The organism is Variovorax beijingensis, assembly GCF_007828835.1.
In the GTDB taxonomy this organism is placed as follows: Bacteria; Pseudomonadota; Gammaproteobacteria; order Burkholderiales; family Burkholderiaceae_C; genus Variovorax; species Variovorax beijingensis_A.
Genome location: NZ_VIVL01000007.1, coordinates 249,678 through 269,820, shown reverse-complemented (window position 1 = coordinate 269,820; position 20,143 = coordinate 249,678). Strand labels below are relative to the sequence as shown.

Here is a 20,143-nt window from a genome sequence, read left to right as displayed (position 1 = left end):
GTTTTTCCGGGGTGCCGCTTTCCGCCTTTGCGCTGATCCTGCTTGCCGGGATCGTCCATGCCAGCTGGAACATCGCCGCCAAGAAGGCGAACGGCGATGCGCGCTTCGCCTTCCAGAGCGGCGTGTTCATGGCCATCGTCTGGGCGCCCGTGGGCATTGCACTGGGCTGGCGCGTGGTGCCGGGCTGGGGCTTGCGGGAGTGGGGCTTCGTCGCAGTGAGCGGCGTGCTGCACGTCTTCTACTACGTCATCCTGCTGCGCGGCTACCGCAAGTCCGACCTCACGGTGGTCTATCCGCTGGCTCGCGGCTCGGGTCCGCTGCTGTCGTCGCTGGTGGCCATCCTGTTCCTTGGCGAGCGCATCAGCCTGGTGGGTGTGGCGGGCATCTTGGGCGTGGTGCTCGGCGTGTTCCTGGTGGCGGGCGGGCCGGGCCTCTGGCGCAAGGCGCATGACCCTGTCCAGCGCGCGCGGGTGCACAAGGGCCTCCGCTACGGCGTGCTGACCGGCGCCTTCATTGCGGCCTACACGGTGGCCGACAGCTATGCCGTGAAGTTCCTGGCGATGTCGCCGATCCTGCTCGACTACTTCAGCAATTTCGTGCGCGTGGGGCTGCTGCTGCCCGCGGCGCTGCACGACCGCGCCGCTACCGCGCGGATGTGGCGCGCGCAGTGGAAGTACGCACTGCTGGTGGCGGCGATCAGCCCGGTCTCCTACGTGCTCGTGCTCTACGCGGTGCAGCAGGCGCCCATTTCGCATGTTGCGCCGGCGCGCGAGGTCTCGATGCTGTTCGCCGCGCTGATCGGCGGCCATCTGCTGCGCGAGGGCGACCGCCTGCTGCGGCTGCTGGGCGCCGGCTTCATCGCGGCTGGCGTGGTGGCACTCGCGCTGGGGTGACGATGAGCGCCGCGCTGCTGTTCGGCTGCGATTTCTCCTGCGCACCCACGGCGCGCAAGCCGATCGTCGTGGCCAGCGGCAGCATCGGCGATGCGGGCGAGCTGGTGCTGGCGGACCTGCGGCGTTTCGCGGCGCTCGATGCCTGGGCCGCATGGCTGCGCAGCGAACCCGCATGGATCGGCGGCTTCGATTTTCCGTTCGGGCTTCCGCGCGAGCTGGTGGAGCATCTGCATTGGCCGCGCGAATGGAAAGCGCTCATGAGCCACTACGCGGGCCTGGGCCGCGCCGAGATCCGCGCCACCTTCGCGGCCTTCTGCGCCGCCCGCCCGGCCGGCGGCAAGTTTGCGCACCGGGCGACCGACGGACCCGCGGGTTCGAGCACGTCGATGAAATGGGTCAATCCGCCCGTGGCTTTCATGCTCCATGCGGGCGTGCCGCCGCTGCTGGATGCAGGCGCGAGCCTGCCGGGGCTGCACGTCGGCAGCAACGGCAGCCGCGTTGCGCTCGAGGCCTATCCGGGGCTGCTCGCGCGCGAGCTGATCGGCCGCCGCAGCTACAAGAGCGATGAGCCTGCGAAGCAGACGCCCGAACGGCTGGCTGCACGCACCGACCTGCTCGCGGCGCTCGAAGGCGGCGCCACGCGGCTCGGCCTGCGGCTGGCGCTCAGTGGCACCCAGGTCACCGAGCTGCTCGGCGACGCCCGCGGCGACCACATCGATGCGGTGCTTTGCCTCGTGCAGGCCGCCTGGGGCGCGCAGCGCGCTTCCACGCCCGGCCCGGGCTACGGCTTGCCGGAGCAGTTCGATCCGCTCGAAGGCTGGATCGTCACGGCTTGACCCTTCCGTCCTACAGGGTTTCGCGCCGCCGGCCATCCTTGCCGGCTCGATCCGAAAGCTAGAGTGGGCCGTGGGCGGTCCCTTCGGACCACGCCCTTTCCTGCTCCCTGCGAGCGACTGGAGGATTCCAAATGAACAATATTCGTCGAACAACCATCGCCATGCCGTCTTCGCGCGCATGGCTCGCCGTGCTGCTGGCCGGTACCGCGCTGACCCTTGCCGCGTGCGACAACGCGGGCAACCGCACCGCGGGCGAGAAGCTGGACAGTGCCATCGAAAAGACCGAGAAGGCGGCCGACACGGCCGCCGCCAAGACCGCGGAAGCCCTGAAGGACGCGAAGGCGAAGATCGACGCCTCCGGCACCGCCGCCGAGGTGAAGGACGCGGCAAAGAACGCCGGCGCGGCCGTGAGTGCCACGGTGGACGATGCCGCGATCACCGCGTCGGTGTCCGCAGGCCTCGCCAAGGACCCGGACCTGAGCGCGATCAAGATCGACGTCGACACCAAGGGTGGCGTCGTGAACCTGAAGGGCCCCGCACCCACGGCAGCCGCCAAGGCGAGGGCCGAGGAAATCGCCAAGGGGGTGCAGGGCGTGACCTCGGTGAACAACCAGCTCGAGGTCAGAAGCTGACCGTTCCCTTGCCCAGCAAAAAGCCCGGTTCGTCCGGGCTTTTTGCTGGGCAAGAGAGGGCTGCGTTCGGCCCCCCGGAGATCGTGCTCAGTGGCCGAGCCAGTCCTTGAGTTCGTCCGCGTGCTCTTCCTCGTCGGAAAGAATGTCTTCCAGCATGCGCCGGGTGGTCGGATCCTTGTCGCCGATCAGCGCGATCATCTGCCGGTACGTTTCGACGGCGATGCGCTCGGCCACGAGATTGGCGCGCACCATGGCCTGCAGGTCGGTGGATTCGTCGTAGCTCGCGTGGCTGCGCTCGAGCAGGTGCGTCGGCGCGAAGTCTGGCTCCCCGCCCAGCTGGACGATGCGTTCCGCAATGCGGTCGGCATGGGCCGACTCCGCATTGGCGTGTACCAGGAATTCCTCGGCGATCTTGGGCGACGACACGCCGTTGGCCGTGAAGTAGTGGCGCTTGTAGCGCAGCACGCAAACCAGTTCGGTGGCCAGCGCGTCGTTCAGCAGCTTGAGTACATCGTCGCGCCAGGGGCCGTAGCTTGGCGTGACCGCGCCTTCGTCGAGGCTCCTGGCGGCGGCGCCGATGGCCTGCTCGTCGAGCACCAGGCGCTGATGTTGTGGCGCACCCGTGGCGGTGGAAGCATTGGCATTCATGGAGAATCCTTTCGTGGGCTGGTGTTTTTCTGCATCAACGTGTTGACGACGTCAGCCACGTCCGATGTCTTGAGCACAGCCGCCAGCACCGCCGTGAAGGAGAGCAGGCGCCACGGCTTGGTCAGCACGAGCACCGCCCCCGTGGCGGCCGCCAGCGCCATGAGCTTGGCAGGCTCCTTGCGGGCATAGTGTTCGAGCAGAGGGCGGGCGAGCTGGCCCACCGCATGGGCCGGATGGCGGCGCCACCAGCGCTCGGTCATGCTGCGGGCCATCGACACCCATTGATTGCGCCCGCGCGCCGACGAAGCTCGCCGGTGGTCCGCCGTTTCGCCGGCGGCGTGCATTTCTTCCGGACGTTCCTGCGCCGCGCGGCGCCTGCCGCGACCGCCACCGTCCTCAGGCTCATCCTCGCCATTCAACTGCCTGACGAGCGCACGGCGCGAGATGGCCAGCCGCTCCTGCGGCGTCAGGAAGCTGCGCTCATTGCCGTCCATGGCGAACTCCGGCTTCGTGCAGCGCCCTCAGGTCGGCATCGACCTGGGCGCGCAGATCGTCGAATCCATAGCCGGGGAACGGCCGGGCCGCCATCCAGGCGCAAATGGCGGCGATCACCAGCGCAACGCCGGGCACCGCCACCAGCACCCAGTGGAAGCTGCCGTGGAGCACGCCCATCAGCACGGCCACGCCGATCAGCCCGAGGGCCAGCAGAGCGCTGCCGACTGCCAGGACGCCGGCCACGATGCGGGCAACGATCCCGCGCCCCGCTTCCGAGGCCTCCTGTCTTACCAGCGCCGCGTAGTTGGCGGCGTGGTCGGCGATGAGTTCCGGATGCCCGAGCACCGTGGAAAAAATCGGATGAAGCATGGTGCGCGGAACGGGTGGAACTGCGTGCGTGCCTTCAGCGGATCAAATCAGTAGTCGTCCCGGCGGTTGCGGCTGGCCAGCACGATGAGGGCGGTGATCGCGGCGCCGGCTGCGGCCGCAATCAGCACCGAGCGCACGGGCTGGTCGGAGATATAGCGTCCGGTCACGTCGGCCGCCTGCTCCAGCCGGCGCTGTGCGCGCGCGCTGGTGGTGGAGGCCGCATCGAGGCCGCGCTGCACGGCCTGCTGTACGCGTGCGGCCAGTTGTTCGACCGCGGGTTCCGCGTCGCGGCGCAATTCGCGGACCTTCTCGCCGGCCGCATTCACCGCGTTCTGTGCATAGGCCCGGGTCGTTTCCACCGCATCGTTGGCGGTCTGGCGGGCCTCGTCGGCAATTTGCGAGGGAGTCTTGGTCGTGTTCATGAATTTTTCCTTTCCGGGGAGATGAATTGCGGGAGCCTGTGGATCGTACCTACGCTACTTGCGTCGTAGCAAGCCGGCCAGGAAACTGGCGATGGCAAGCACGGCGAAGATCACGAAAAGGATCTTGGCGATCCCTACCGCGCTGGCTGCAATGCCGCCGAAGCCGAACACGGCGGCGATCAGTGCGATGACCAGAAACACCACTGCGTAATACAACATGTGGACTCCTTCGAGGCTTCGCTCGTTGTTTGGAAATTGCGCGTCCAAGAGGAAATGAACGGCACGTGGGCAACCTTAAGTGGCCCCCCCTGCGAGGGGCTGTCAGCGGCTGGGCGCGGGGAGCGTAGGAGATGGCCGAGTTCCTTGCGCGCCGATCCGTGCAGAAATGCCGAAGGGGATGCCGGCGAGCGCTCAGAGCGGCTTCGCAATGGGCAGCATGGCGCTCACGCGGGTTCCGCGGCCCGGCGTCGAAGAGATCGTGAGCTTGCCCCGGGCCGCCTCGACCCGGTGGCGCATGCCGGCCAGGCCATGCGTCGAGGGGCGCAGGCGCTGGGGGTCGAAGCCCTTGCCGTTGTCGGCCACTTCCACCACCGCGTGGTTCTCGTAATTCTTCAGGACGATCGTCGCTTCGCTGGCCTCGGCGTACTTGCCGATGTTGGTCAGGCTCTCCTGCACCATGCGGTAGATCGTGAGCTGGCGCGATTCGTCCATGGCCACCGGTTCGAGCACCATCTGGACCTGGATGCCCGAGCGTTCGGCGAACTCGCGTCCGAGGATCTCGAGCGAGGCGACCAGCCCGAGGTTCGACAGCGACGACGGCCGCAGGTCCTCGATGATGCGGCGCTTGAGCGCGATGCCGCTGTTGAGCAGCTCGGTCAGGTGCTGCAGCCGCTGGGTGGCGTCGGGTGCCTCCAGCAGCCGCGACTTCAGGCGGGCCACGTCCAGCTTGGCGGCGGTCAGCAGCGAACCGAGTTCGTCGTGCAGCTCCCGCGCGAGATAGCCGCGCTCGGTTTCGCGCACGTCCTGCAGGTGCGTGGCCAGCTCGGCCAGCGATGCGGTGCGTTCGCGCACTTCGTCTTCGAGCGCATTGCGCTCGCGCTGCAGTGTTTCCTGCTGGCGCTCTCCGATGGTGCGCAGCGCGTGCGCCTGCCGCAGGTAGAGGAAGAAGGCCAGGAACGCGGCAAGCGCGACGATGGCGGTGCCGATGCGCGCGAGCCGCAGCGACTTCATCACCTGGATCTGGCTCTGGTGCAGGGTCTGGTTGCTGATCTCCGCCAATTCGCCGGCGGCCTTGCGAATGGAATCCATTTCCTCGCGCCCCACGTCCGTCGTGATGACGAATTTCCAGGCCTCGTCCTTGCCGTCCTGCCGCAGCCGCACGCTCATGTCCATTTCAGCGATCTTGCGCAGCACGTGCTTCGAAAGCTCCGCCAGCCGCGTGCGCTCGGCCGGGCGTTCGGCGTACAGTTGGCGCAGTGCCGCAAGGTGGCCGTCGACCTGCTTGACCGCCGTGTCGTAGGGTTGCCGGTAGCTGGCTTCGCCGGTCAGGAGGTAGCCTCGCTGGCCGGTTTCGGCATCGAGCATGTTCTGCAGGATCTGGTTGAGCGTACCGCGCACCTTCAGGGCCGCGTCGATGTCTGCCAGGGCGCGGCTCGACTGGCGGTAGCCGGCCTCGTTGATGCCGACGAGGGCCAGCGCGGCCAGCGCCGCGAGCAGCAGGCTCACGGCCATTTTTGGAGGGGCTAGCCAATGCATGAAACTTTCGAGGGTGCTTTCAACACAAGTTCGTGAATAATCGACAACAACCAGGGGACCGGCATGCTGCGGCTTGCGCAGGCGCGGCACAACGAAGAAAGTAACAGATGATCAAAATTGGAATTGTGGACGACCACGCCATCGTCAGATCTGGCCTGAGGCAGTTCTTCTCCGAACACGTCGATTTGCGCGTGGCCGGCGAAGCCGCCAGCGGGCGAGAGGCCATCGAGCTCGTGCGCACCACGGAGCTCGACGTGCTGGTGATGGACCTTTCCATGCCGGGGCAGAGCGGCATCGACGCGCTCGCCATGATCCGCGCCAAGGCGCCGGACGTGGGCATCCTCATCCTGAGCGGCTACCCTGAAGAGCACTACGCGATGAATCTCATCCGCCAGGGTGCGAGCGGCTACCTCAACAAGGAGTGCGATCCGATCGAGATCGTCAACGCCATTCGCACCATCTCGCTGGGCCGCCGCTACATCACGCCGGCTGTGGCGGAACTGCTGGCACGCCAACTCGACCGCAAGGACGATGCAGCGCCGCACGAGCAGCTGTCGGAGCGGGAGTTCCAGGTGTTCCTGAAGCTTGCCAAGGGCGAGACCGCGGGCGACATCGCCAAGACGCTCTCGCTGTCGGTGAAGACCGTCAGCACCTACCGCACGCGCCTGATGGAGAAGATGAACCTGTCCTCCAACAGCGACCTCACCTACTACGCGCTGAAGAACAAGCTGATCGATTGACGGCGGCTTCCGGCTTCCGGCTCTTTCTTCAGCCGGTGCCGCCGGTGCCGCTGGTGGGGCGGTGAGCCACTGCCTCCAGGATGCAGAAGTCGACCAGCGCGTCGATCTCGTTCGACTTGTCGAACACCGCATCCACGCCGAACTCGGCGCAGCGCCGCCGGATGTCGGGCGTTGCATAGTTGCTGAGCACCACCACCTTCTGGTTCGCCCGGCGCGAGGTGCAGGCCTGGAGCACGCCCAGGCCGCTGCCTTGTTTGAGAAAGAGGTCGACCACCGCCAGGTCCCACTCCTCGCCGTGATCGTGCAGCCACTGCCTCGCGTGGGCTTCGGTTTCGGCAAAGCCGACCACCGTCGTGCAGGTAAGTTCTTCCAGGGTGCCAATGAGGTTTTCACGGATCGTGAGGTTGTCTTCGACGATGTAGGTCTGCAATCTTGTCTCCATGCCGAACCGCGCTTCCTCTGACGTTGGCAGGTGTCTTCGACGCCCCGCTGGCGAATGCCTGCACACCGTAAATTTGTGGCGCCGCCGACGAGCATCATGCAAGTTTCGGGGGAAGGGTGTTGTAGGCGCGTTCTGACGAGAGGGCCGGCGAGGCCGTTCCGTAGGCAATGCCTCACGGTTTCTGCGGTCCATTGCCGACCCGCGATGCGGCGCGGCGGATATATCCAGCTTTCATGGCAACGAACGTCCTTCGCAACCGGCCGCTCTGGCTCAAGCTGCTTGCGGCTGTGGTGCTGCTGCTTGCCGCGCTGGCGGTGCTGCTGGTGTTCTTCCCGTGGGACACCTTGCGCGGGCCCGTGAATCGCTATGTCAGCGAGAAGACCGGGCGCAAATTCGAGATCACGCGCCAGCTCGATGTGGGCATCGGCCTGCGCGGCGCCACCGTCAAGGCCGACGGCATCGAGTTTGCCAATCCGCCCTGGGCCCGCGACCCCTACCTGGTCAAGGCCGAGCGTGCCGAGTTCGACATCCGGCTGTGGCCGCTGCTCCTCACGCAGAAGGTGGTGATCCCGCGGCTGGCGCTTTCTTCGCCCATCCTGGGCCTGCAAATGGAACAGGACGGGCGCCGCACGTGGGCGCTCGGCAAGGACACCTCCGATCCCGGCACCGTTCCGGTCATCGGCCAGATGCAGGTGGACAGCGGCGCGGTCGATTTCCTGGCCACGCACCTGGGCGTCGACCTGCATGCGGACGTGAGCTACGACACCAGCCGCGGGGCGCTTCCCCTGAACTTTCGCATCAAGGGCCGCTACAAGGGCCAGCCGCTGAGCGCGGAGGGCCGCACCGGCAACGTGCTGCAGCTCAAGGCGGCCGGCCAGCCGCCGTTCCCGATGGAGATCGATGCCGCGGCCGGCCACACCCGGCTGAAGGCATCGGGCACCGTGACCGACTTCGCCGACCTCGACGGCATCGAGGCCAGGTTTGATCTCAAGGGCCAGACCCTCGGCGCCCTGTTCCCGCTGCTGGGCATCGCACTGCCGGAAACCTCTCCTTATGCACTGAGCGGCGACTTGCGCAAGCGCGGCAAGCTGTGGGAGGTGGCGGGACTCAAGGGCCGGCTCGGCCTGTCCGACATCGCCGGCGACATGCGCTTCGACAAGGCCGGCCGGGTGCCGCATCTGGCAGGCGAGTTGCGCTCCCGGCTGATGGACATGGACGACCTGGGCCCGCTGATCGGCCTGCGGCCCACCGAACGCTCGGCCCGGGCGGTGGAAGGCGTGGCGCCGCCGCCGACCATCACCCAGGCCAGGCGCCCCGGCGGCAAGGTGCTGCCCGCGGCCCCGCTCGACTTCGAGCGCGTGCATGCGATGAACGCCGACGTGAAGTACACGGCGGACCGCATCCGGAACGTACGCGACATCCCGCTCGATCGCGGCAGCGTGCAGGTCAAGCTGGCCGACGGCGTGCTGACGCTCGATCCCCTCGACCTCGGCATAGCCGGCGGCAGGATGAGCGGTGCGATCCGCATCGATGCCTCGAAGAACCCGGCAGACATCCGGGCCTCGCTCGACGTGCGCGCGATGCAGCTGGCGCGAGTTTTCCCCAAGCTCGAAACCACGGGCAACAGCGTGGGGCGGCTGGACGGGCGCATCAACCTGTCGGGCCCGGGCAGCACCGTGGCCAACTGGCTCGGGGGCGCCTCGGGCGACGTGGCGGTCATGGCGGGGCGCGGCCAGTTCGGCAACCTGCTGCCTGTGTTCGCGACACTGGTGGGCGGCGACATCATCAAGTTCCTGCTGCGCGGCGACCGCAACGTCGAACTGCGCTGCGCGGCGCTGGCGTTCGACGTGAACAAGGGGCTGATGACGGGGCGCACGCTGATGCTGGACACGACCAATGCCGTGTTTACCGCCACGGGGCAGGCCAACCTGGCCACCGAGGGCCTCGATTTCGTGGTCTATCCGGAGCCCAAGAGCAAGAGCATTTTGTCGGTTCGCACGCCGCTGGTGGTGAGCGGCACCTTCGGCGCACCGAGAGGCGGCCTGAAGGTGGTTCCGCTGGCCCAGCGTGGCCTGGCCGCGCTGGCGCTGGGTGCCGTCAATCCGCTCCTGGCACTGGCCGCGACCGTCGAAAGCGGTCCGGGCGAAGACTCCGATTGCAAGAGCGTGCTGGGGCAGGCCAACAAGCCCAGCGCCGGTCCGGCGGCCGCTGGTGCCGCCAAGGCCAAGGGCGCGAGGGCGCGCTGAGCCGCAGGCGCCCGCTCAGGCGCGCGCGCGCTGCGCGCACACGCTGCAGTGCGGATCGCGCGCGATCTTCAGCGTATCGAAGGCGGTGCGCCGCCCGTCGAACATCAGGAGCTTGCCCGCGAGCGACGGCCCGATGCCTGCGAGCAGCTTGAGCGCTTCGCTGGCCTGCAGCGTGCCGATGGTGCCGACCACCGGGCCGAACACCCCGAGCACCGCGCAGCGCGTTTCCTCGAAGGCCGCATCGGGCGGGAAGATGCAGGCGTAGCAGGGCGAGGCGTCGTCGCGCGTGTCATACACGCTCAACTGGCCGTCGAAGCGGATCGCGGCGCCCGCCACCAGCGGCTTGCCGTGTGCCACGCAGGCCCGGTTGACCGCATGGCGGGTGGCAAAGTTGTCGCAGCAATCGACCACCACGTCCGCTGCCGCGACGAGGCGCGAAAGCAGGGCCTCGTCGGCACGCAGCGCGTGCGTCTCGATCGCGATGTCCGGGTTGATGTCGCGCATGGCCTGGGCCGCCGATTCGACCTTGGGCCGGCCGACGCGCGCATTCGTATGGGCGACTTGGCGCTGCAGGTTGGTGAGGTCGACCTCGTCGTCGTCAACCAGCGTGATCTGGCCGACGCCCGCGGCCGCGAGATAAAGCGCAACCGGCGAGCCCAGCCCGCCGGCACCGATGACAAGAACGCGGCCGGCGCTCACGCGCGCCTGCCCGTCGATGCCGAATTCCTCGAGGAGGATGTGCCGCGAGTAGCGCAGCAGGTCGTGGTCGTCCATGCGCGCGTCGGGCCGCTGCCTCTGGGGCTGCGCGGCTTCAGTTTTCCTTCTTCTCTTCCTTGTTTTCGACAATGACCTGGGTCTTGCTGACCAGCACCGGCTGGCCCTTGAGGCGGTTGAGCGCCTGCACCAGCGGGAAGTCCTTGTCGGTGCCGAACTCGGGCACCTTGCGGTCCTGCGGCGGCTTCTTGGCTTCTTCCTCGAGGCGCTTGCGGGCTTCGTCGCGGGCCTTTTCGCGTTCCGGGTCCTTGGTTTCAGGGCCCTGGCCGCTGGCCAGGTGCTTTTCGAGGTCAGCCTCGCGCATGCGCAGGGCGGCGAAGGGGCTGCCCTCGGCGCTTTCGTCGATCAGCACGTTGGGCACGATGCCCTTGGCCTGGATCGAGGTGCCGCTGGGCGTGTAGTAGCGCGCCGTGGTGATCTTGAGGCCCGTGTCCGGACCGAGCGGGCGCACCGTCTGCACCGAGCCCTTGCCGAAGGTCTGGCTCCCCATGATGGTGGCGCGCTTGTGGTCCTGCAGCGCGCCGGCCACGATCTCGCTCGCGGAGGCCGAGCCTTCGTTCACCAGCACCACCAGCGGCACGGTCTTGAGCGCCGCGGGCAGGTTGCGCAGCGGGTCGCTGCCGGAGCGGCGCTGGTAGAACTCGGGCGCCGCCTTGTAGACGGACTTGCTCTCGGCCAGCTGGCCGTCGGTCGACACCACGGTGACGTTCTCGGGCAGGAAGGCGGCCGAGATGGCGACGGCCGCGTCGAGCAGGCCGCCCGGGTCGTTGCGCAGGTCGAGCACCAGGCCCTTGAGGTTGGGCTCTTCCTTGTAGATGTCCTCGACCTTCTTCACGAAGTCGTCGACCGTGCGTTCCTGGAACTGCGACAGCCGGATCCAGCCGTAGCCGGGCTCCATGACCTTGCCGCGCACCGACTGGGTACGGATTTCCTCGCGCGTGATCGTGACCGGGAAGGTGCGGCTCTCGTCCTTGCGGAAGATGGTCAGCAGCACCTTGGTGTTGGCCTCGCCGCGCATGCGCTTGACGGCTTCGTTGAGCGACAGGCCGCGCACGGCCGTGTCGTCGATCTTGGTGATCAGGTCGTTGGGCTTCAGGCCCGCGCGGAAGGCCGGCGAGCCCTCGATCGGCGACACCACCTTGATGAGTCCGTCTTCCTGGGAAATTTCGATGCCCACGCCGACGAAGCGGCCGGTGGTGCCTTCCCGGAATTCCTTGAAGGACTTCTTGTCGAAGTACTGGGAATGCGGATCGAGTCCGGCCACCATCCCCGAGATGGCGTCGGAAATGAGCTTTTTCTCGTCGACCGGCTCGACATAGTCGCTCTTGACCATGCCGAACACCGCGGCGAGCTGCTGCAATTCTTCGAGTGGGAGCGGCGCAAGCGAACCGCGTGCAACCGTCTGCAACGAGACGGTGGTCAAGACGCCGGCAACGGCGCCGGCGGCAACCCAGCCGGTAATCTTCAGTTTCTGACCCATCATGAGTGATTGTCCTTGTCGGCTGTCGAACCAATATACACAGCTTGGAAGCAAATTGCCTGCCGGGGTTCCACGGGGGAGCGCCGCCGAGGGGCTTTCTTTTTTCAGCCCTTGCCCTGCGAGGCCACCGCTGCGGCGGCCTTTTCGGCGGCTGCGGCGTCGCCGAGGTAGTAGTGCCGCAGCGGCTTGAGCTCGTCGTCGAGTTCGTAGACCAGCGGGATGCCGTTCGGGATGTTCAGGCCGACGATGGCGTCGTCCGAAATGCCGTCGAGGTACTTGACCAGCGCCCGGATCGAATTGCCGTGCGCAGCCACCACCAGGCGGCGCCCGGCGCGGATGGCCGGTGCCATCGATTCGTTCCAGAACGGCAGCACGCGCGCCACCGTGTCCTTCAGGCACTCGGTCAGCGGGATCTGCTCGGGCGCGAGCTTGGCGTAGCGCACGTCGGAGCGTTCGCTGCGCGGGTCGTCGGCTTCCAGGGGCGGCGGCGGGGTGCCGTAGCTGCGGCGCCAGACCAGCACCTGCTCGTCGCCGTACTTCTTGGCGGTTTCAGCCTTGTTGAGGCCCTGCAGGGCGCCGTAGTGGCGCTCGTTCAGGCGCCACGAATGCACCACGGGCAGCCAGGTGCGGTCGAGCTCGTCCAGGGTGTGCCAGAGCGTGCGGGTGGCGCGCTTGAGCACGCTGGTGTAGGCCACGTCGAAGTCGTAGCCCTCGGCCTTGAGCAGCCGGCCGGCCTGCTTGGCCTGTTCGATGCCGGTTTCGGTCAGGTCGACGTCGGTCCAGCCGGTGAAACGGTTTTCGAGATTCCAGGTCGATTCGCCATGGCGGATCAGTACCAGTTTGTGCATGTGGGAAGCCTTTGGCAGCGCTTGGGAAAACCAGCATTCTAAAATCCCGGGTTTGCCATCCAAGGAACCCCCGTGAAATTGATCGAATTCGTCACCGCGAACTGGATGCTGATCCTGATCGCACTCAGCTCGGGTGGCATGCTGGCCTGGCCGCTCGTGCGCGGCGCCGGCGGCGGCACGCTCACGGCCCAGGGGGCGGTGCATCTCATCAACCGCGAACGCGCGGTGCTGGTCGACGTGCGCGAACCCGAAGAGTTCGCCACCGGCCACATGATCGGCGCCAAGAACGTGCCCCTGAACCAGCTCGAGGAAAAACTGACCGGCGCGGTCAAGAACAAGAACGTGCCGCTGCTGCTGGTGTGCGCCACGGGCGCCCGCGCCCAGCGCGCCGTGGCCATGGCCAAGAAACTCGGCTACGAGCAGGCCCAAGCGGTTTCCGGCGGCCTCAAGGCCTGGAAAGAGGCTAACCTGCCGGTTGAAAAAGCCTAGTCATCGGCTCGCCCCCAGTCTTCGCGCACTTCGTGTCGCTTCGCCAACCCCCTACCGGGGGCAACGCCAGCGGCCCGGCGAAGCCGGTTCCGCGGCGTTTCCCCTGAAGGGAGTGCGGCATGGCCGAAGCTGTTGAAATTCTCAAAGTCTTCCCAAGGTACAGCGTATGCAAGCCGTCAAGATGTACACCACCGCCTTCTGCCCGTACTGCGTCCGCGCCAAGCAGATCCTCAAGTCCAAGGGTGTCGAGGAGATCGAAGAGATCCGCATCGACAGCGATCCCGCGGCCCGCAGCACCATGATGGAGATCACCCAGCGCCGCACGGTGCCGCAGATCTTCATCGGCGACACCCATGTGGGCGGCTGCGACGACCTGGTGGCGCTGGACGGCCGCGGTGGCCTGATGCCCCTGCTGCAAGGCGCTTGATGAGGCGCTCCCCCAGTCTTCGCGCACCTTCGCCCACCCCCTCGCCGGGGGCAGCACCTGCGGCCCGGCAAAGCCGGTTCCGCGGTGTTTCACGAATGGGTCCGGGCGCCGGGCGATAATCGTTTACCCATTCATCTGCAGCCCGCTGCGGGAAGCTCTCCCCGGCGGGCATTGTTTTGATCCTCGAAAGTTCAGCCATGGCCGACCAGCAAGCCCAAGATCCCGTTTTCCAGATCCAGCGCGTCTACCTCAAGGACCTGTCGCTCGAACAGCCCAATTCGCCCGCCATCCTGCTCGAGCAGGAGCAGCCCACGGTCGACATCCAGCTCGGCGTGGACGCTCAGCCGGTGGCCGAAGGCATCTTCGAGATCACCGTCTCGGCCACGGTGCAGACCAAGATCCAGGACAAGACCGTGTTCCTGGTCGAAGCCAAGCAGGCCGGCATCTTCGAGATCCGCAACCTGCCCGAAGACCAGATGGGCCCGATCCTCGGCATCGCCTGCCCGCAGATCGTCTATCCGTACCTGCGCGGCAACGTGGCCGACGTGATCCAGCGCGGCGGCTTCCCGCCCGTGCACCTGGCGGAAATCAACTTCCAGGCGATGTACGAGCAGCAGCAGGCGCAGGCCGCCGGCCAGCCCTCGCCGATCGTCACGCAGTAAAGCCGGCGCAGCGCCGCAACGCCGATGAAGATCTGCGTTCATGGCGCCGGTGCCTGGGGCACGGCGCTGGCTGTCAACGCGGCGGGCCGCCACGAGGTCACGCTCTGGGCGCGTGACGCGGCCCAGGCGGCGGCCATGTCCAAGGCGCGCGAAAACGTCCGCTACCTGCCCGGCCTGGCACTGCCCCCCGCACTCACGGTGCGCGCCGGCGACCTGCGCCAGGCCCAGGCGGGTGCCGAACTCGTCGTCGTGGCCACGCCCATGGCCGCCTTGCGCCAGCAGCTCATTGCCCTGCGCGGCACCTCCGTGCCGGTGGCGTGGCTGTGCAAGGGCGTCGAGCCCGCGCTCGATGCCTCTTCTCCCACCTCCTACGGCCTGCTGGCCCACGAAATCTGGGGACAGGTCGCGCCTGAACTGATGGCCGGCGTGCTCAGCGGCCCGAGCTTTGCGCAGGAAGTCGCCGAAGGCCGCCCGACGGCGCTGGTGGCCGCAAGCCCCCATGCCGCGGTGCGCGACGCGCTGGTCGACGCCTTCCACGGACCGGCCCTGCGCGTCTACGCCAACGACGACATCGTGGGCGTCGAGGTCGGCGGCGCCGTCAAGAACGTGCTGGCGATTGCCACCGGCCTCTGCGACGGCCTGGCGCTGGGGCTCAATGCGCGCGCGGCGCTCATCACGCGGGGCCTGGCCGAAATGACGCGCTTCGGACTGGCGCTTGGCGCCCGCGCCGAGACCTTCATGGGCCTTTCGGGCCTTGGCGACCTGGTGCTGACGGCCACCGGCGACCTCTCGCGCAACCGCAAGGTGGGCCTGCTGCTGGCCCAGGGCCACACGCTCGCGCAGGCCGTCGCTTCGCTGGGCCATGTGGCCGAAGGCGTCTATTGCGCGCGCACCGTGGTGCAGCGCGCGCGTGGCCTGGGCGTGGAAATGCCCATCGCCGAAGGCGTGGTCGCGCTGCTCGACGGCCGGCTGAGCCCGCAGCAGGCGGTGGCTTCGCTGACCGGCCGCGATCCGGTCCCTGAATCCGTCAGGGGCTAAGGGACGCACACCTCGAATCGCATGCCAAGGCCCTGCCGCATGCCATGAATCACCACAAGACTGAAGAGACAAGACAGCCATGAGCCCTCGCTTTGATTTTTCGGCGCCGGCCGTGGCCGCGCTGGCCCAGGCCGACGCCGCCCGGGCCCTGCAGGAAGACGTGGCCGACGGCGACCTGACCGCCTCGCTGGTCGACCCCGGCCGCCGCGCCCATGCCAGGGTGCTGGCGCGCGAGGCGGCCGTGCTCTGCGGCGCGCCCTGGGTCGAAGCCACCGTGCGGCAGCTCGATCCGCAGGCCCGCATCCGCTGGCTGTGTGGCGAGGGCGAGCGCTGTGCGGCCGACCAGACCGTGCTCGAGATCGAGGGCACCGCGCGCGCACTGCTCACGGCCGAGCGCACCGCGCTCAACTTTCTTCAGCTCCTGAGCGGGGTCGCCACCAAGACGGCGGCCTACGCCGACGCGGTGCGCGGCACGCGCGCGCGCATCGTCGACACCCGCAAGACCCTGCCGGGCCTGCGCCTGGCGCAGAAGTACGCGGTGCGCACGGGCGGCGGCGTGAACCACCGCATCGGCCTTTACGACGCGGTGCTCATCAAGGAAAACCACATTGCCGCGGCCGGCGGCGTGGCCGCGGCGCTGCGCGCGGTGGCACCGGTGGCGCAGCGCGCGGCCTTCGTCGAGGTCGAGGTCGAAACCCTGGCGCAGCTGCGCGAGGCGCTGGAGGCGGGCGCGCGCATGGTGCTGCTCGACAACATGGACCTGCCGACCCTGCGCGAAGCCGTCCGCATCAACGCGCAAGCTGGCGAGGACCGCAAGGCCGTGCTCGAAATTTCGGGCGGCGTGACGCTCGAGGGCCTGCGCACGCTGGCCGACACCGGCGTGGACCGCATCTCCATCGGCGCGCTCACCAAGGACGTGAAGGCGATCGATTTCTCCATGCGTTTCCAGGAAGGCTGAGCGCGCCATGGCTGCTCCTTCCTTCGTCATCGACGTCGACTACGAACAACCCGCGGCCGGGGCCGGCGCGGCCTGCGACACGCGCCACGCCTGGGCCCGCGTGCCGCCCGAGCCCTCGCCCGGCGAACGCAGCGCGCTCAAGGAACGCATCCGCCGCCTGCTGCGCGAACGCAATGCCGTGATGGTGTCGCACTTCTACGTGCACCCCGACCTGCAGGACCTGGCCGAGGAAACCGGCGGCATCGTGAGCGATTCGCTCGAGATGGCGCGCTTCGGCCGCGACCATGCGGCGCAGACGCTGGTGGTGTCGGGCGTGCGCTTCATGGGCGAGACCGCCAAGATCCTCTCGCCCGAGAAGCGCGTGCTCATGCCCGATCTGGACGCCAACTGCTCGCTCGACCTGGGCTGTCCGGTCGACGAATTCAGCGCCTTCTGCGACCGGCACCCGGACCGCACCGTGGTGGTCTACGCCAACACCAGCGCGGCCGTGAAGGCGCGCGCCGACTGGCTCGTCACCTCGAGCTGCGCGCTCGACGTGGTGAGCGCGCTGCATGCGCAGGGCCGCAAGATCCTCTGGGGCCCCGACCGCCACCTGGGCGACTACATCCAGCGCCAGACCGGCGCCGACATGGTGAGCTGGAACGGCGCCTGCATCGTGCACGACGAATTCAAGGCGCTGGAGCTCGAGTTGCTCAAGAAGGCGCACCCGGCCGCGAAGGTGCTGGTGCATCCCGAATCGCCGGCCGACGTGATCGCGCTGGCCGATGCGGTGGGTTCCACCTCGGCCATCCTGAACGCGGCGCAGCGCCTGGACGCGAGCGAATTCATCGTCGCCACCGACACCGGCATGCTGCACAAGCTGCGTACGCTGAACCCCGGCAAGACCTTCATCGAGGCGCCCACGGCCGGCAACGGTGGCACTTGCAAGAGTTGCGCGCATTGCCCGTGGATGGCGATGAATGGGTTGGTGGAGCTGGCGAATGCGCTGGAGACGGGTGCGGGCGAGATCCACGTCGATCCGGCGCTGGGGCTGCGCGCGCGCGTGCCGATCGATCGGATGCTGGCGTTCACGGCGGGGCTGAAGAATGGACAGGCGCCCGGCAGCCTGGTTGCGGGCATCGGCGCGGCCTGATTGCGTATATGGGGGCGGGCAGTGCGCTCGATGGAGGCGCCGCTTGCCCCCACCCCGACCCTCCCCCGGAAGGGGAGGGAGTAAAACCTAGAACTCCAGCGTACAGCTGTCCCCCAGCGCCTCGCGCCACACGCGCACCCGCGCGAGCGAGGGACGGAATTCGGGCAGCGCGTCCGCAATGAACAGGCACAGGTTTTCGAGCGTCGGCGGATGCAGTCCCGCCACGTCGTCGAGCAGGTGATGGTCGAGCTGCTCGCGCACGTCGTCGAGCCGGCGGCGCAGCAATCCGAGGTCGACGACCATGCCCGTGACGGGGTCGCGCTGGCCCGCAAGCCAGACTTCGGCATGGTAGGTATGGCCGTGGATACGGCGGCTGCCTTCGGCTTCGATCTCGCGCTTGAGCGTGTGCGCGGCGTCGAAGAAAAAGCGTTGGCTGATGGTGAATCGCATCTGAAGAAATTCCGCGCTCAGCGGATGCCGGTGATCTTGTGGGTCTGCACGCTCAGGCGCCACGCCGGATGGCGCATGCATTCGGTAATGCACAGCTCGGTGTTGGCCGCGCGGTCGGGCCCGTCCATCGGCTGCAGGAAGCGGTGCGTGAACTCGCCGGTGCATGCCATGGTGTCGAGATCGAACCCGGTCTGCGGCCACACCAGCTTGAGTTCCTGTCCGCGCTGCTGCACCCAGGGCGCGCCGGCCTTGGGGCTGATGCAGAGCCAGTCGATGCCCTCGGGTGCGGCGACCGTGCCGTTGCTCTCCACCGCGATGCGAAAGCGCCGCGCGTGCAGCGCGTCGACCAGCGCGGCGTCCACCTGCAGCAGCGGCTCGCCGCCGGTCAGCACGACCAACCGATGCTTGGCGTCGTCGGCCGGCCATTGCGCGGCGATGGTGTCGGCCAGCAGCTCGGAATCCTTGAACTTGCCGCCCAGCGTGCCGTCGGTGCCGACGAAGTCGGTGTCGCAGAAACGGCAGACGGCCGTGGCGCGGTCTTCCTCGCGGCCGGTCCAGAGGTTGCAGCCCGCGAAGCGGCAGAACACGGCCGGCATGCCGGCCTGGCCGCCTTCGCCCTGCAGGGTGTAGAAGATTTCCTTGACGCTGTAGGTCATGACGGTATTGCGTCGATTTCGAGGTTGTCGATCAGCCGCGTACCGCCCAGCCGCGCCGCGGCCAGCGCTACCAGCGGCTCGCCGGCCGAGGGCGCCTGCAGATCGGAGCGGCGCCGCAGTACAAGATAGTCCGGTTGCCAGCCGCGCTGCGCCAGCGCCTGCATTGCCCGCGCTTCGATCGCGGCCAAATCGCGTTCGCCGGCTTGCACGGCTTCGGCCATGGCCTTCAGCGCCTTCGAGAGCTGCACGGCTTCCGCGCGCTCGGCCTCGCTCAGGTAGCCGTTGCGCGACGACAGCGCGAGTCCGTCGTCGGCGCGGAAGGTCTCGCCGCCGACGATCTCGATCGGCAGCGCGAACTGCCGCACCATGTGGCGGATCATCATGAGCTGCTGGTAGTCCTTCTTGCCGAACACCGCCACGCGCGGCTGCACGCACTGGAAGAGCTTGAGCACCACCGTGCACACGCCGACGAAGAAGCCCGGGCGGAAGTGGCCTTCGAGGATGTCGGCCAGCGCCGGGTCCGGGTGCACCTTGCAGGTTTGCGGCTCGGGGTAGAGCGCCTTTTCGTCGGGCGCAAAGAGCACGTCGCAGCCGGCCGTGCGCAGCTTCTCGCAGTCGCTGTCCCAGGTGCGCGGGTAGGTGTCGAAATCCTCGTGCGGCAGGAACTGCAGGCGGTTCACGAAGATGCTCGCCACGGTGACGTCGCCCAGCGGCCTGGCCTGCTGCACGAGGGCCAGGTGGCCGTCGTGCAGGTTGCCCATGGTGGGGACGAAGGCAGGGCGCTTGAAGGCCGCCAGATGGTTGCGCAGTTCGGCGATGGTGTGTGCGATGTACATGGTCTCGGTTCCTTCCTTACCAGGCGTGGAGTTGGTCGTCGGGGAAGCTGCCGTCCTTGACGGCCTGCACGTAGGCTTTGAGGGCGGGCAGCACGCCCGGCGCGTCGGCCATGAAGTTGCGCACGAACTTCGGCATCTTTCCGAGGTTGATGCCCAGCATGTCGTGCAACACCAGCACTTGCCCGGCGGTGCCCTTGCCCGCGCCGATGCCGATGGTGGCGCAGTGCTTCAGCTCATTCGTGAGCTCGGCGGCCAGCGCGGCCGGCACCATCTCGAGCACCAGCATCGTCGCGCCCGCGTCCTGCAGCGCATGGGCCTGCTGCTTGAGGAGCGCGCCGGCATCGCCCTTGCCCTGCACGCGGTAGCCGCCGAGCGCATGCACGGTCTGCGGCGTCAGGCCCAGGTGCGCGCACACCGGAATGCCGCGCTCGACCAGGAAGCGCACCGTCTCGGTGGTCCAGCCGCCGCCTTCGAGCTTGACCATGTGGGCGCCGACTTGCATCAGCACCGTGGCGCTGCGCAAGGCCTGCTCGCGCGATTCCTGGTAGCTGCCGAAGGGCAGGTCGGCAATCAGCCAGGCCGTGCCCTGCACGCGGCGCAGGCCGCGCGAGACGCTGTCGGTGTGGTAGCGCATGGTGTCCAGCGTCACGCCCACGGTGCTCGCCAGGCCCTGGCAGACCATGCCGAGCGAATCGCCGACCAAAAGGCAGTCGATGCCGGCCGCGTCGGCCATGGCCGCAAAGGTGGCGTCGTAGGCGGTGAGCATGGTGATCTTCTCGCCGCGCGCATGCATGTCGGCCAGGCGCGGCAGGCTCACGGGCTTGCGCGAGGCGGGCGTCGAAGCGGGCGGCAGCGTGCCGTAGGGCGAGGCTGGTGTGGTCTCTGGCTGTGGGGTGGTGGTGTTCGACATGGTTG

At 67.9% G+C, this 20,143-nt stretch carries 25 protein-coding genes; 11 read left to right on the top strand and 14 right to left on the bottom strand.

From position 1 onward, the window contains the following. Positions 1 to 11 precede the first annotated feature (11 nt). From FB547_RS21255 to FB547_RS21245, 3 genes are all read left to right on the top strand, one after another. Entirely contained in the window at positions 12 to 893 is an 882-nt protein-coding gene (locus FB547_RS21255; RefSeq protein WP_145745669.1) for a DMT family transporter, read from the top strand. Positions 894 to 895: 2 nt separating this feature from the next. After that, positions 896 to 1,729 carry a DUF429 domain-containing protein gene (locus tag FB547_RS21250; RefSeq protein ID WP_145745668.1) on the top strand — a complete coding sequence of 278 codons (834 nt, stop codon included), beginning with the start codon at positions 896 to 898 and terminating at the stop codon, positions 1,727 to 1,729. A gap of 131 nt (positions 1,730 to 1,860) precedes the next feature. Further along, positions 1,861 to 2,361 carry a BON domain-containing protein gene (locus FB547_RS21245; protein WP_145745667.1) on the top strand — a complete coding sequence of 167 codons (501 nt, stop codon included), beginning with the start codon at positions 1,861 to 1,863 and terminating at the stop codon, positions 2,359 to 2,361. A gap of 87 nt (positions 2,362 to 2,448) precedes the next feature. Here the strand turns inward: FB547_RS21245 and FB547_RS21240 are convergent, their stop codons facing one another. The 6 genes from FB547_RS21240 to FB547_RS21215 all read right to left on the bottom strand — a co-directional run bounded on the left by FB547_RS21240 (position 2,449) and on the right by FB547_RS21215 (position 6,050). Continuing rightward, positions 2,449 to 3,009 (bottom strand): bacterioferritin, encoded by a 561-nt coding sequence (locus FB547_RS21240; RefSeq protein ID WP_145745666.1) that lies wholly within the window; start codon positions 3,007 to 3,009, stop codon positions 2,449 to 2,451. Continuing rightward, positions 3,006 to 3,503 (bottom strand): hypothetical protein, encoded by a 498-nt coding sequence (locus tag FB547_RS21235; protein ID WP_145745665.1) that lies wholly within the window; start codon positions 3,501 to 3,503, stop codon positions 3,006 to 3,008. The genes FB547_RS21240 and FB547_RS21235 overlap by 4 nt, the downstream gene beginning before the upstream one ends. Further along, entirely contained in the window at positions 3,490 to 3,873 is a 384-nt protein-coding gene (locus FB547_RS21230) for a phage holin family protein (protein WP_145745664.1), read from the bottom strand. The genes FB547_RS21235 and FB547_RS21230 overlap by 14 nt, the downstream gene beginning before the upstream one ends. A 47-nt stretch (positions 3,874 to 3,920) precedes the next feature. Further along, positions 3,921 to 4,295, bottom strand: coding sequence for a hypothetical protein (locus FB547_RS21225; RefSeq protein ID WP_124956642.1), 375 nt, complete (start codon positions 4,293 to 4,295; stop codon positions 3,921 to 3,923). Between the two features lie 54 nt (positions 4,296 to 4,349). Beyond that, positions 4,350 to 4,514 carry a DUF1328 domain-containing protein gene (locus tag FB547_RS21220; protein ID WP_015866884.1) on the bottom strand — a complete coding sequence of 55 codons (165 nt, stop codon included), beginning with the start codon at positions 4,512 to 4,514 and terminating at the stop codon, positions 4,350 to 4,352. A 192-nt stretch (positions 4,515 to 4,706) separates the two neighbouring features. Beyond that, a complete protein-coding gene (locus FB547_RS21215) occupies positions 4,707 to 6,050 on the bottom strand; it encodes a CHASE3 domain-containing protein (RefSeq protein WP_370878884.1) in 1,344 nt (447 codons plus the stop codon). A gap of 107 nt (positions 6,051 to 6,157) precedes the next feature. Here FB547_RS21215 and FB547_RS21210 point away from each other — a divergent pair, with 107 nt between their 5' ends. Then, positions 6,158 to 6,790: a response regulator transcription factor gene (locus FB547_RS21210; RefSeq protein WP_007837167.1), complete on the top strand. Its 633-nt coding sequence runs from the start codon at positions 6,158 to 6,160 to the stop codon at positions 6,788 to 6,790. A gap of 28 nt (positions 6,791 to 6,818) precedes the next feature. Here the strand turns inward: FB547_RS21210 and FB547_RS21205 are convergent, their stop codons facing one another. Next, positions 6,819 to 7,232: a response regulator gene (locus tag FB547_RS21205; protein ID WP_145745663.1), complete on the bottom strand. Its 414-nt coding sequence runs from the start codon at positions 7,230 to 7,232 to the stop codon at positions 6,819 to 6,821. 233 nt (positions 7,233 to 7,465) lie between these two features. Here FB547_RS21205 and FB547_RS21200 point away from each other — a divergent pair, with 233 nt between their 5' ends. Then, on the top strand, positions 7,466 to 9,478 hold the full coding sequence (locus FB547_RS21200) for an AsmA family protein (RefSeq protein ID WP_145745662.1): 2,013 nt from the start codon (positions 7,466 to 7,468) through the stop codon (positions 9,476 to 9,478). A gap of 15 nt (positions 9,479 to 9,493) precedes the next feature. Here the strand turns inward: FB547_RS21200 and FB547_RS21195 are convergent, their stop codons facing one another. The 3 genes from FB547_RS21195 to gpmA all read right to left on the bottom strand — a co-directional run bounded on the left by FB547_RS21195 (position 9,494) and on the right by gpmA (position 12,580). Further along, on the bottom strand, positions 9,494 to 10,252 hold the full coding sequence (locus tag FB547_RS21195) for a HesA/MoeB/ThiF family protein (protein ID WP_145745661.1): 759 nt from the start codon (positions 10,250 to 10,252) through the stop codon (positions 9,494 to 9,496). A gap of 37 nt (positions 10,253 to 10,289) precedes the next feature. Further along, entirely contained in the window at positions 10,290 to 11,732 is a 1,443-nt protein-coding gene (locus tag FB547_RS21190; RefSeq protein ID WP_145745729.1) for a S41 family peptidase, read from the bottom strand. Between the two features lie 104 nt (positions 11,733 to 11,836). Further along, a complete protein-coding gene (gpmA, locus tag FB547_RS21185) occupies positions 11,837 to 12,580 on the bottom strand; it encodes a 2,3-diphosphoglycerate-dependent phosphoglycerate mutase (RefSeq protein WP_145745660.1) in 744 nt (247 codons plus the stop codon). Between the two features lie 105 nt (positions 12,581 to 12,685). Between gpmA and FB547_RS21180 the strand changes: the two genes are divergently transcribed. The 6 genes from FB547_RS21180 to nadA all read left to right on the top strand — a co-directional run bounded on the left by FB547_RS21180 (position 12,686) and on the right by nadA (position 17,286). Beyond that, positions 12,686 to 13,069, top strand: a complete 384-nt coding sequence (locus tag FB547_RS21180) for a rhodanese-like domain-containing protein (RefSeq protein ID WP_225612694.1) — start codon at positions 12,686 to 12,688, stop codon at positions 13,067 to 13,069. A 166-nt stretch (positions 13,070 to 13,235) separates the two neighbouring features. Further along, positions 13,236 to 13,496: a glutaredoxin 3 gene (gene grxC / locus FB547_RS21175; RefSeq protein WP_145745658.1), complete on the top strand. Its 261-nt coding sequence runs from the start codon at positions 13,236 to 13,238 to the stop codon at positions 13,494 to 13,496. A gap of 197 nt (positions 13,497 to 13,693) precedes the next feature. Continuing rightward, positions 13,694 to 14,158: a protein-export chaperone SecB gene (gene secB / locus FB547_RS21170; protein ID WP_015866874.1), complete on the top strand. Its 465-nt coding sequence runs from the start codon at positions 13,694 to 13,696 to the stop codon at positions 14,156 to 14,158. A gap of 24 nt (positions 14,159 to 14,182) precedes the next feature. Further along, the gene (locus FB547_RS21165) at positions 14,183 to 15,196 is read left to right on the top strand and encodes an NAD(P)H-dependent glycerol-3-phosphate dehydrogenase (RefSeq protein ID WP_145745657.1); all 1,014 of its coding nucleotides are present in this window, start codon (positions 14,183 to 14,185) and stop codon (positions 15,194 to 15,196) included. 79 nt (positions 15,197 to 15,275) lie between these two features. Further along, entirely contained in the window at positions 15,276 to 16,154 is an 879-nt protein-coding gene (gene nadC, locus FB547_RS21160) for a carboxylating nicotinate-nucleotide diphosphorylase (protein ID WP_145745656.1), read from the top strand. A gap of 7 nt (positions 16,155 to 16,161) precedes the next feature. After that, positions 16,162 to 17,286: a quinolinate synthase NadA gene (gene nadA, locus FB547_RS21155; RefSeq protein ID WP_145745655.1), complete on the top strand. Its 1,125-nt coding sequence runs from the start codon at positions 16,162 to 16,164 to the stop codon at positions 17,284 to 17,286. Positions 17,287 to 17,373: 87 nt separating this feature from the next. Here the strand turns inward: nadA and FB547_RS21150 are convergent, their stop codons facing one another. The 4 genes from FB547_RS21150 to panB are packed head-to-tail and all read right to left on the bottom strand — an operon-like array spanning position 17,374 to position 20,138. Next, positions 17,374 to 17,736 (bottom strand): 6-carboxytetrahydropterin synthase, encoded by a 363-nt coding sequence (locus FB547_RS21150; protein WP_145745654.1) that lies wholly within the window; start codon positions 17,734 to 17,736, stop codon positions 17,374 to 17,376. Positions 17,737 to 17,753: 17 nt separating this feature from the next. Further along, on the bottom strand, positions 17,754 to 18,392 hold the full coding sequence (gene queE / locus FB547_RS21145) for a 7-carboxy-7-deazaguanine synthase (RefSeq protein WP_145745653.1): 639 nt from the start codon (positions 18,390 to 18,392) through the stop codon (positions 17,754 to 17,756). Continuing rightward, positions 18,389 to 19,228: a pantoate--beta-alanine ligase gene (gene panC, locus FB547_RS21140; protein WP_145745652.1), complete on the bottom strand. Its 840-nt coding sequence runs from the start codon at positions 19,226 to 19,228 to the stop codon at positions 18,389 to 18,391. The genes queE and panC overlap by 4 nt, the downstream gene beginning before the upstream one ends. Before the next feature lie 16 nt (positions 19,229 to 19,244). Further along, positions 19,245 to 20,138, bottom strand: coding sequence for a 3-methyl-2-oxobutanoate hydroxymethyltransferase (gene panB, locus FB547_RS21135; protein WP_145745651.1), 894 nt, complete (start codon positions 20,136 to 20,138; stop codon positions 19,245 to 19,247). Positions 20,139 to 20,143 lie beyond the last annotated feature (5 nt).

Excerpts from the sequence above, each read along its gene's own strand:
- FB547_RS21250 (WP_145745668.1), top strand. The coding sequence starts at position 896 with ATGAGCGCCGCGCTGCTGTTCGGCTGCGATTTCTCCTGCGCACCCACG.
- FB547_RS21245 (WP_145745667.1), top strand. The coding sequence starts at position 1,861 with ATGAACAATATTCGTCGAACAACCATCGCCATGCCGTCTTCGCGCGCA.
- FB547_RS21240 (WP_145745666.1), bottom strand. The coding sequence starts at position 3,009 with ATGAATGCCAATGCTTCCACCGCCACGGGTGCGCCACAACATCAGCGC.
- FB547_RS21235 (WP_145745665.1), bottom strand. The coding sequence starts at position 3,503 with ATGGACGGCAATGAGCGCAGCTTCCTGACGCCGCAGGAGCGGCTGGCC.
- FB547_RS21230 (WP_145745664.1), bottom strand. The coding sequence starts at position 3,873 with ATGCTTCATCCGATTTTTTCCACGGTGCTCGGGCATCCGGAACTCATC.
- FB547_RS21225 (WP_124956642.1), bottom strand. The coding sequence starts at position 4,295 with ATGAACACGACCAAGACTCCCTCGCAAATTGCCGACGAGGCCCGCCAG.
- FB547_RS21220 (WP_015866884.1), bottom strand. The coding sequence starts at position 4,514 with ATGTTGTATTACGCAGTGGTGTTTCTGGTCATCGCACTGATCGCCGCC.
- FB547_RS21215 (WP_370878884.1), bottom strand. The coding sequence starts at position 6,050 with ATGCATTGGCTAGCCCCTCCAAAAATGGCCGTGAGCCTGCTGCTCGCG.
- FB547_RS21210 (WP_007837167.1), top strand. The coding sequence starts at position 6,158 with ATGATCAAAATTGGAATTGTGGACGACCACGCCATCGTCAGATCTGGC.
- FB547_RS21205 (WP_145745663.1), bottom strand. The coding sequence starts at position 7,232 with ATGGAGACAAGATTGCAGACCTACATCGTCGAAGACAACCTCACGATC.
- FB547_RS21200 (WP_145745662.1), top strand. The coding sequence starts at position 7,466 with ATGGCAACGAACGTCCTTCGCAACCGGCCGCTCTGGCTCAAGCTGCTT.
- FB547_RS21195 (WP_145745661.1), bottom strand. The coding sequence starts at position 10,252 with ATGGACGACCACGACCTGCTGCGCTACTCGCGGCACATCCTCCTCGAG.
- FB547_RS21190 (WP_145745729.1), bottom strand. The coding sequence starts at position 11,732 with ATGGGTCAGAAACTGAAGATTACCGGCTGGGTTGCCGCCGGCGCCGTT.
- gpmA (WP_145745660.1), bottom strand. The coding sequence starts at position 12,580 with ATGCACAAACTGGTACTGATCCGCCATGGCGAATCGACCTGGAATCTC.
- FB547_RS21180 (WP_225612694.1), top strand. The coding sequence starts at position 12,686 with ATGCTGATCCTGATCGCACTCAGCTCGGGTGGCATGCTGGCCTGGCCG.
- grxC (WP_145745658.1), top strand. The coding sequence starts at position 13,236 with ATGCAAGCCGTCAAGATGTACACCACCGCCTTCTGCCCGTACTGCGTC.
- secB (WP_015866874.1), top strand. The coding sequence starts at position 13,694 with ATGGCCGACCAGCAAGCCCAAGATCCCGTTTTCCAGATCCAGCGCGTC.
- FB547_RS21165 (WP_145745657.1), top strand. The coding sequence starts at position 14,183 with ATGAAGATCTGCGTTCATGGCGCCGGTGCCTGGGGCACGGCGCTGGCT.
- nadC (WP_145745656.1), top strand. The coding sequence starts at position 15,276 with ATGAGCCCTCGCTTTGATTTTTCGGCGCCGGCCGTGGCCGCGCTGGCC.
- nadA (WP_145745655.1), top strand. The coding sequence starts at position 16,162 with ATGGCTGCTCCTTCCTTCGTCATCGACGTCGACTACGAACAACCCGCG.
- FB547_RS21150 (WP_145745654.1), bottom strand. The coding sequence starts at position 17,736 with ATGCGATTCACCATCAGCCAACGCTTTTTCTTCGACGCCGCGCACACG.
- queE (WP_145745653.1), bottom strand. The coding sequence starts at position 18,392 with ATGACCTACAGCGTCAAGGAAATCTTCTACACCCTGCAGGGCGAAGGC.
- panC (WP_145745652.1), bottom strand. The coding sequence starts at position 19,228 with ATGTACATCGCACACACCATCGCCGAACTGCGCAACCATCTGGCGGCC.
- panB (WP_145745651.1), bottom strand. The coding sequence starts at position 20,138 with ATGTCGAACACCACCACCCCACAGCCAGAGACCACACCAGCCTCGCCC.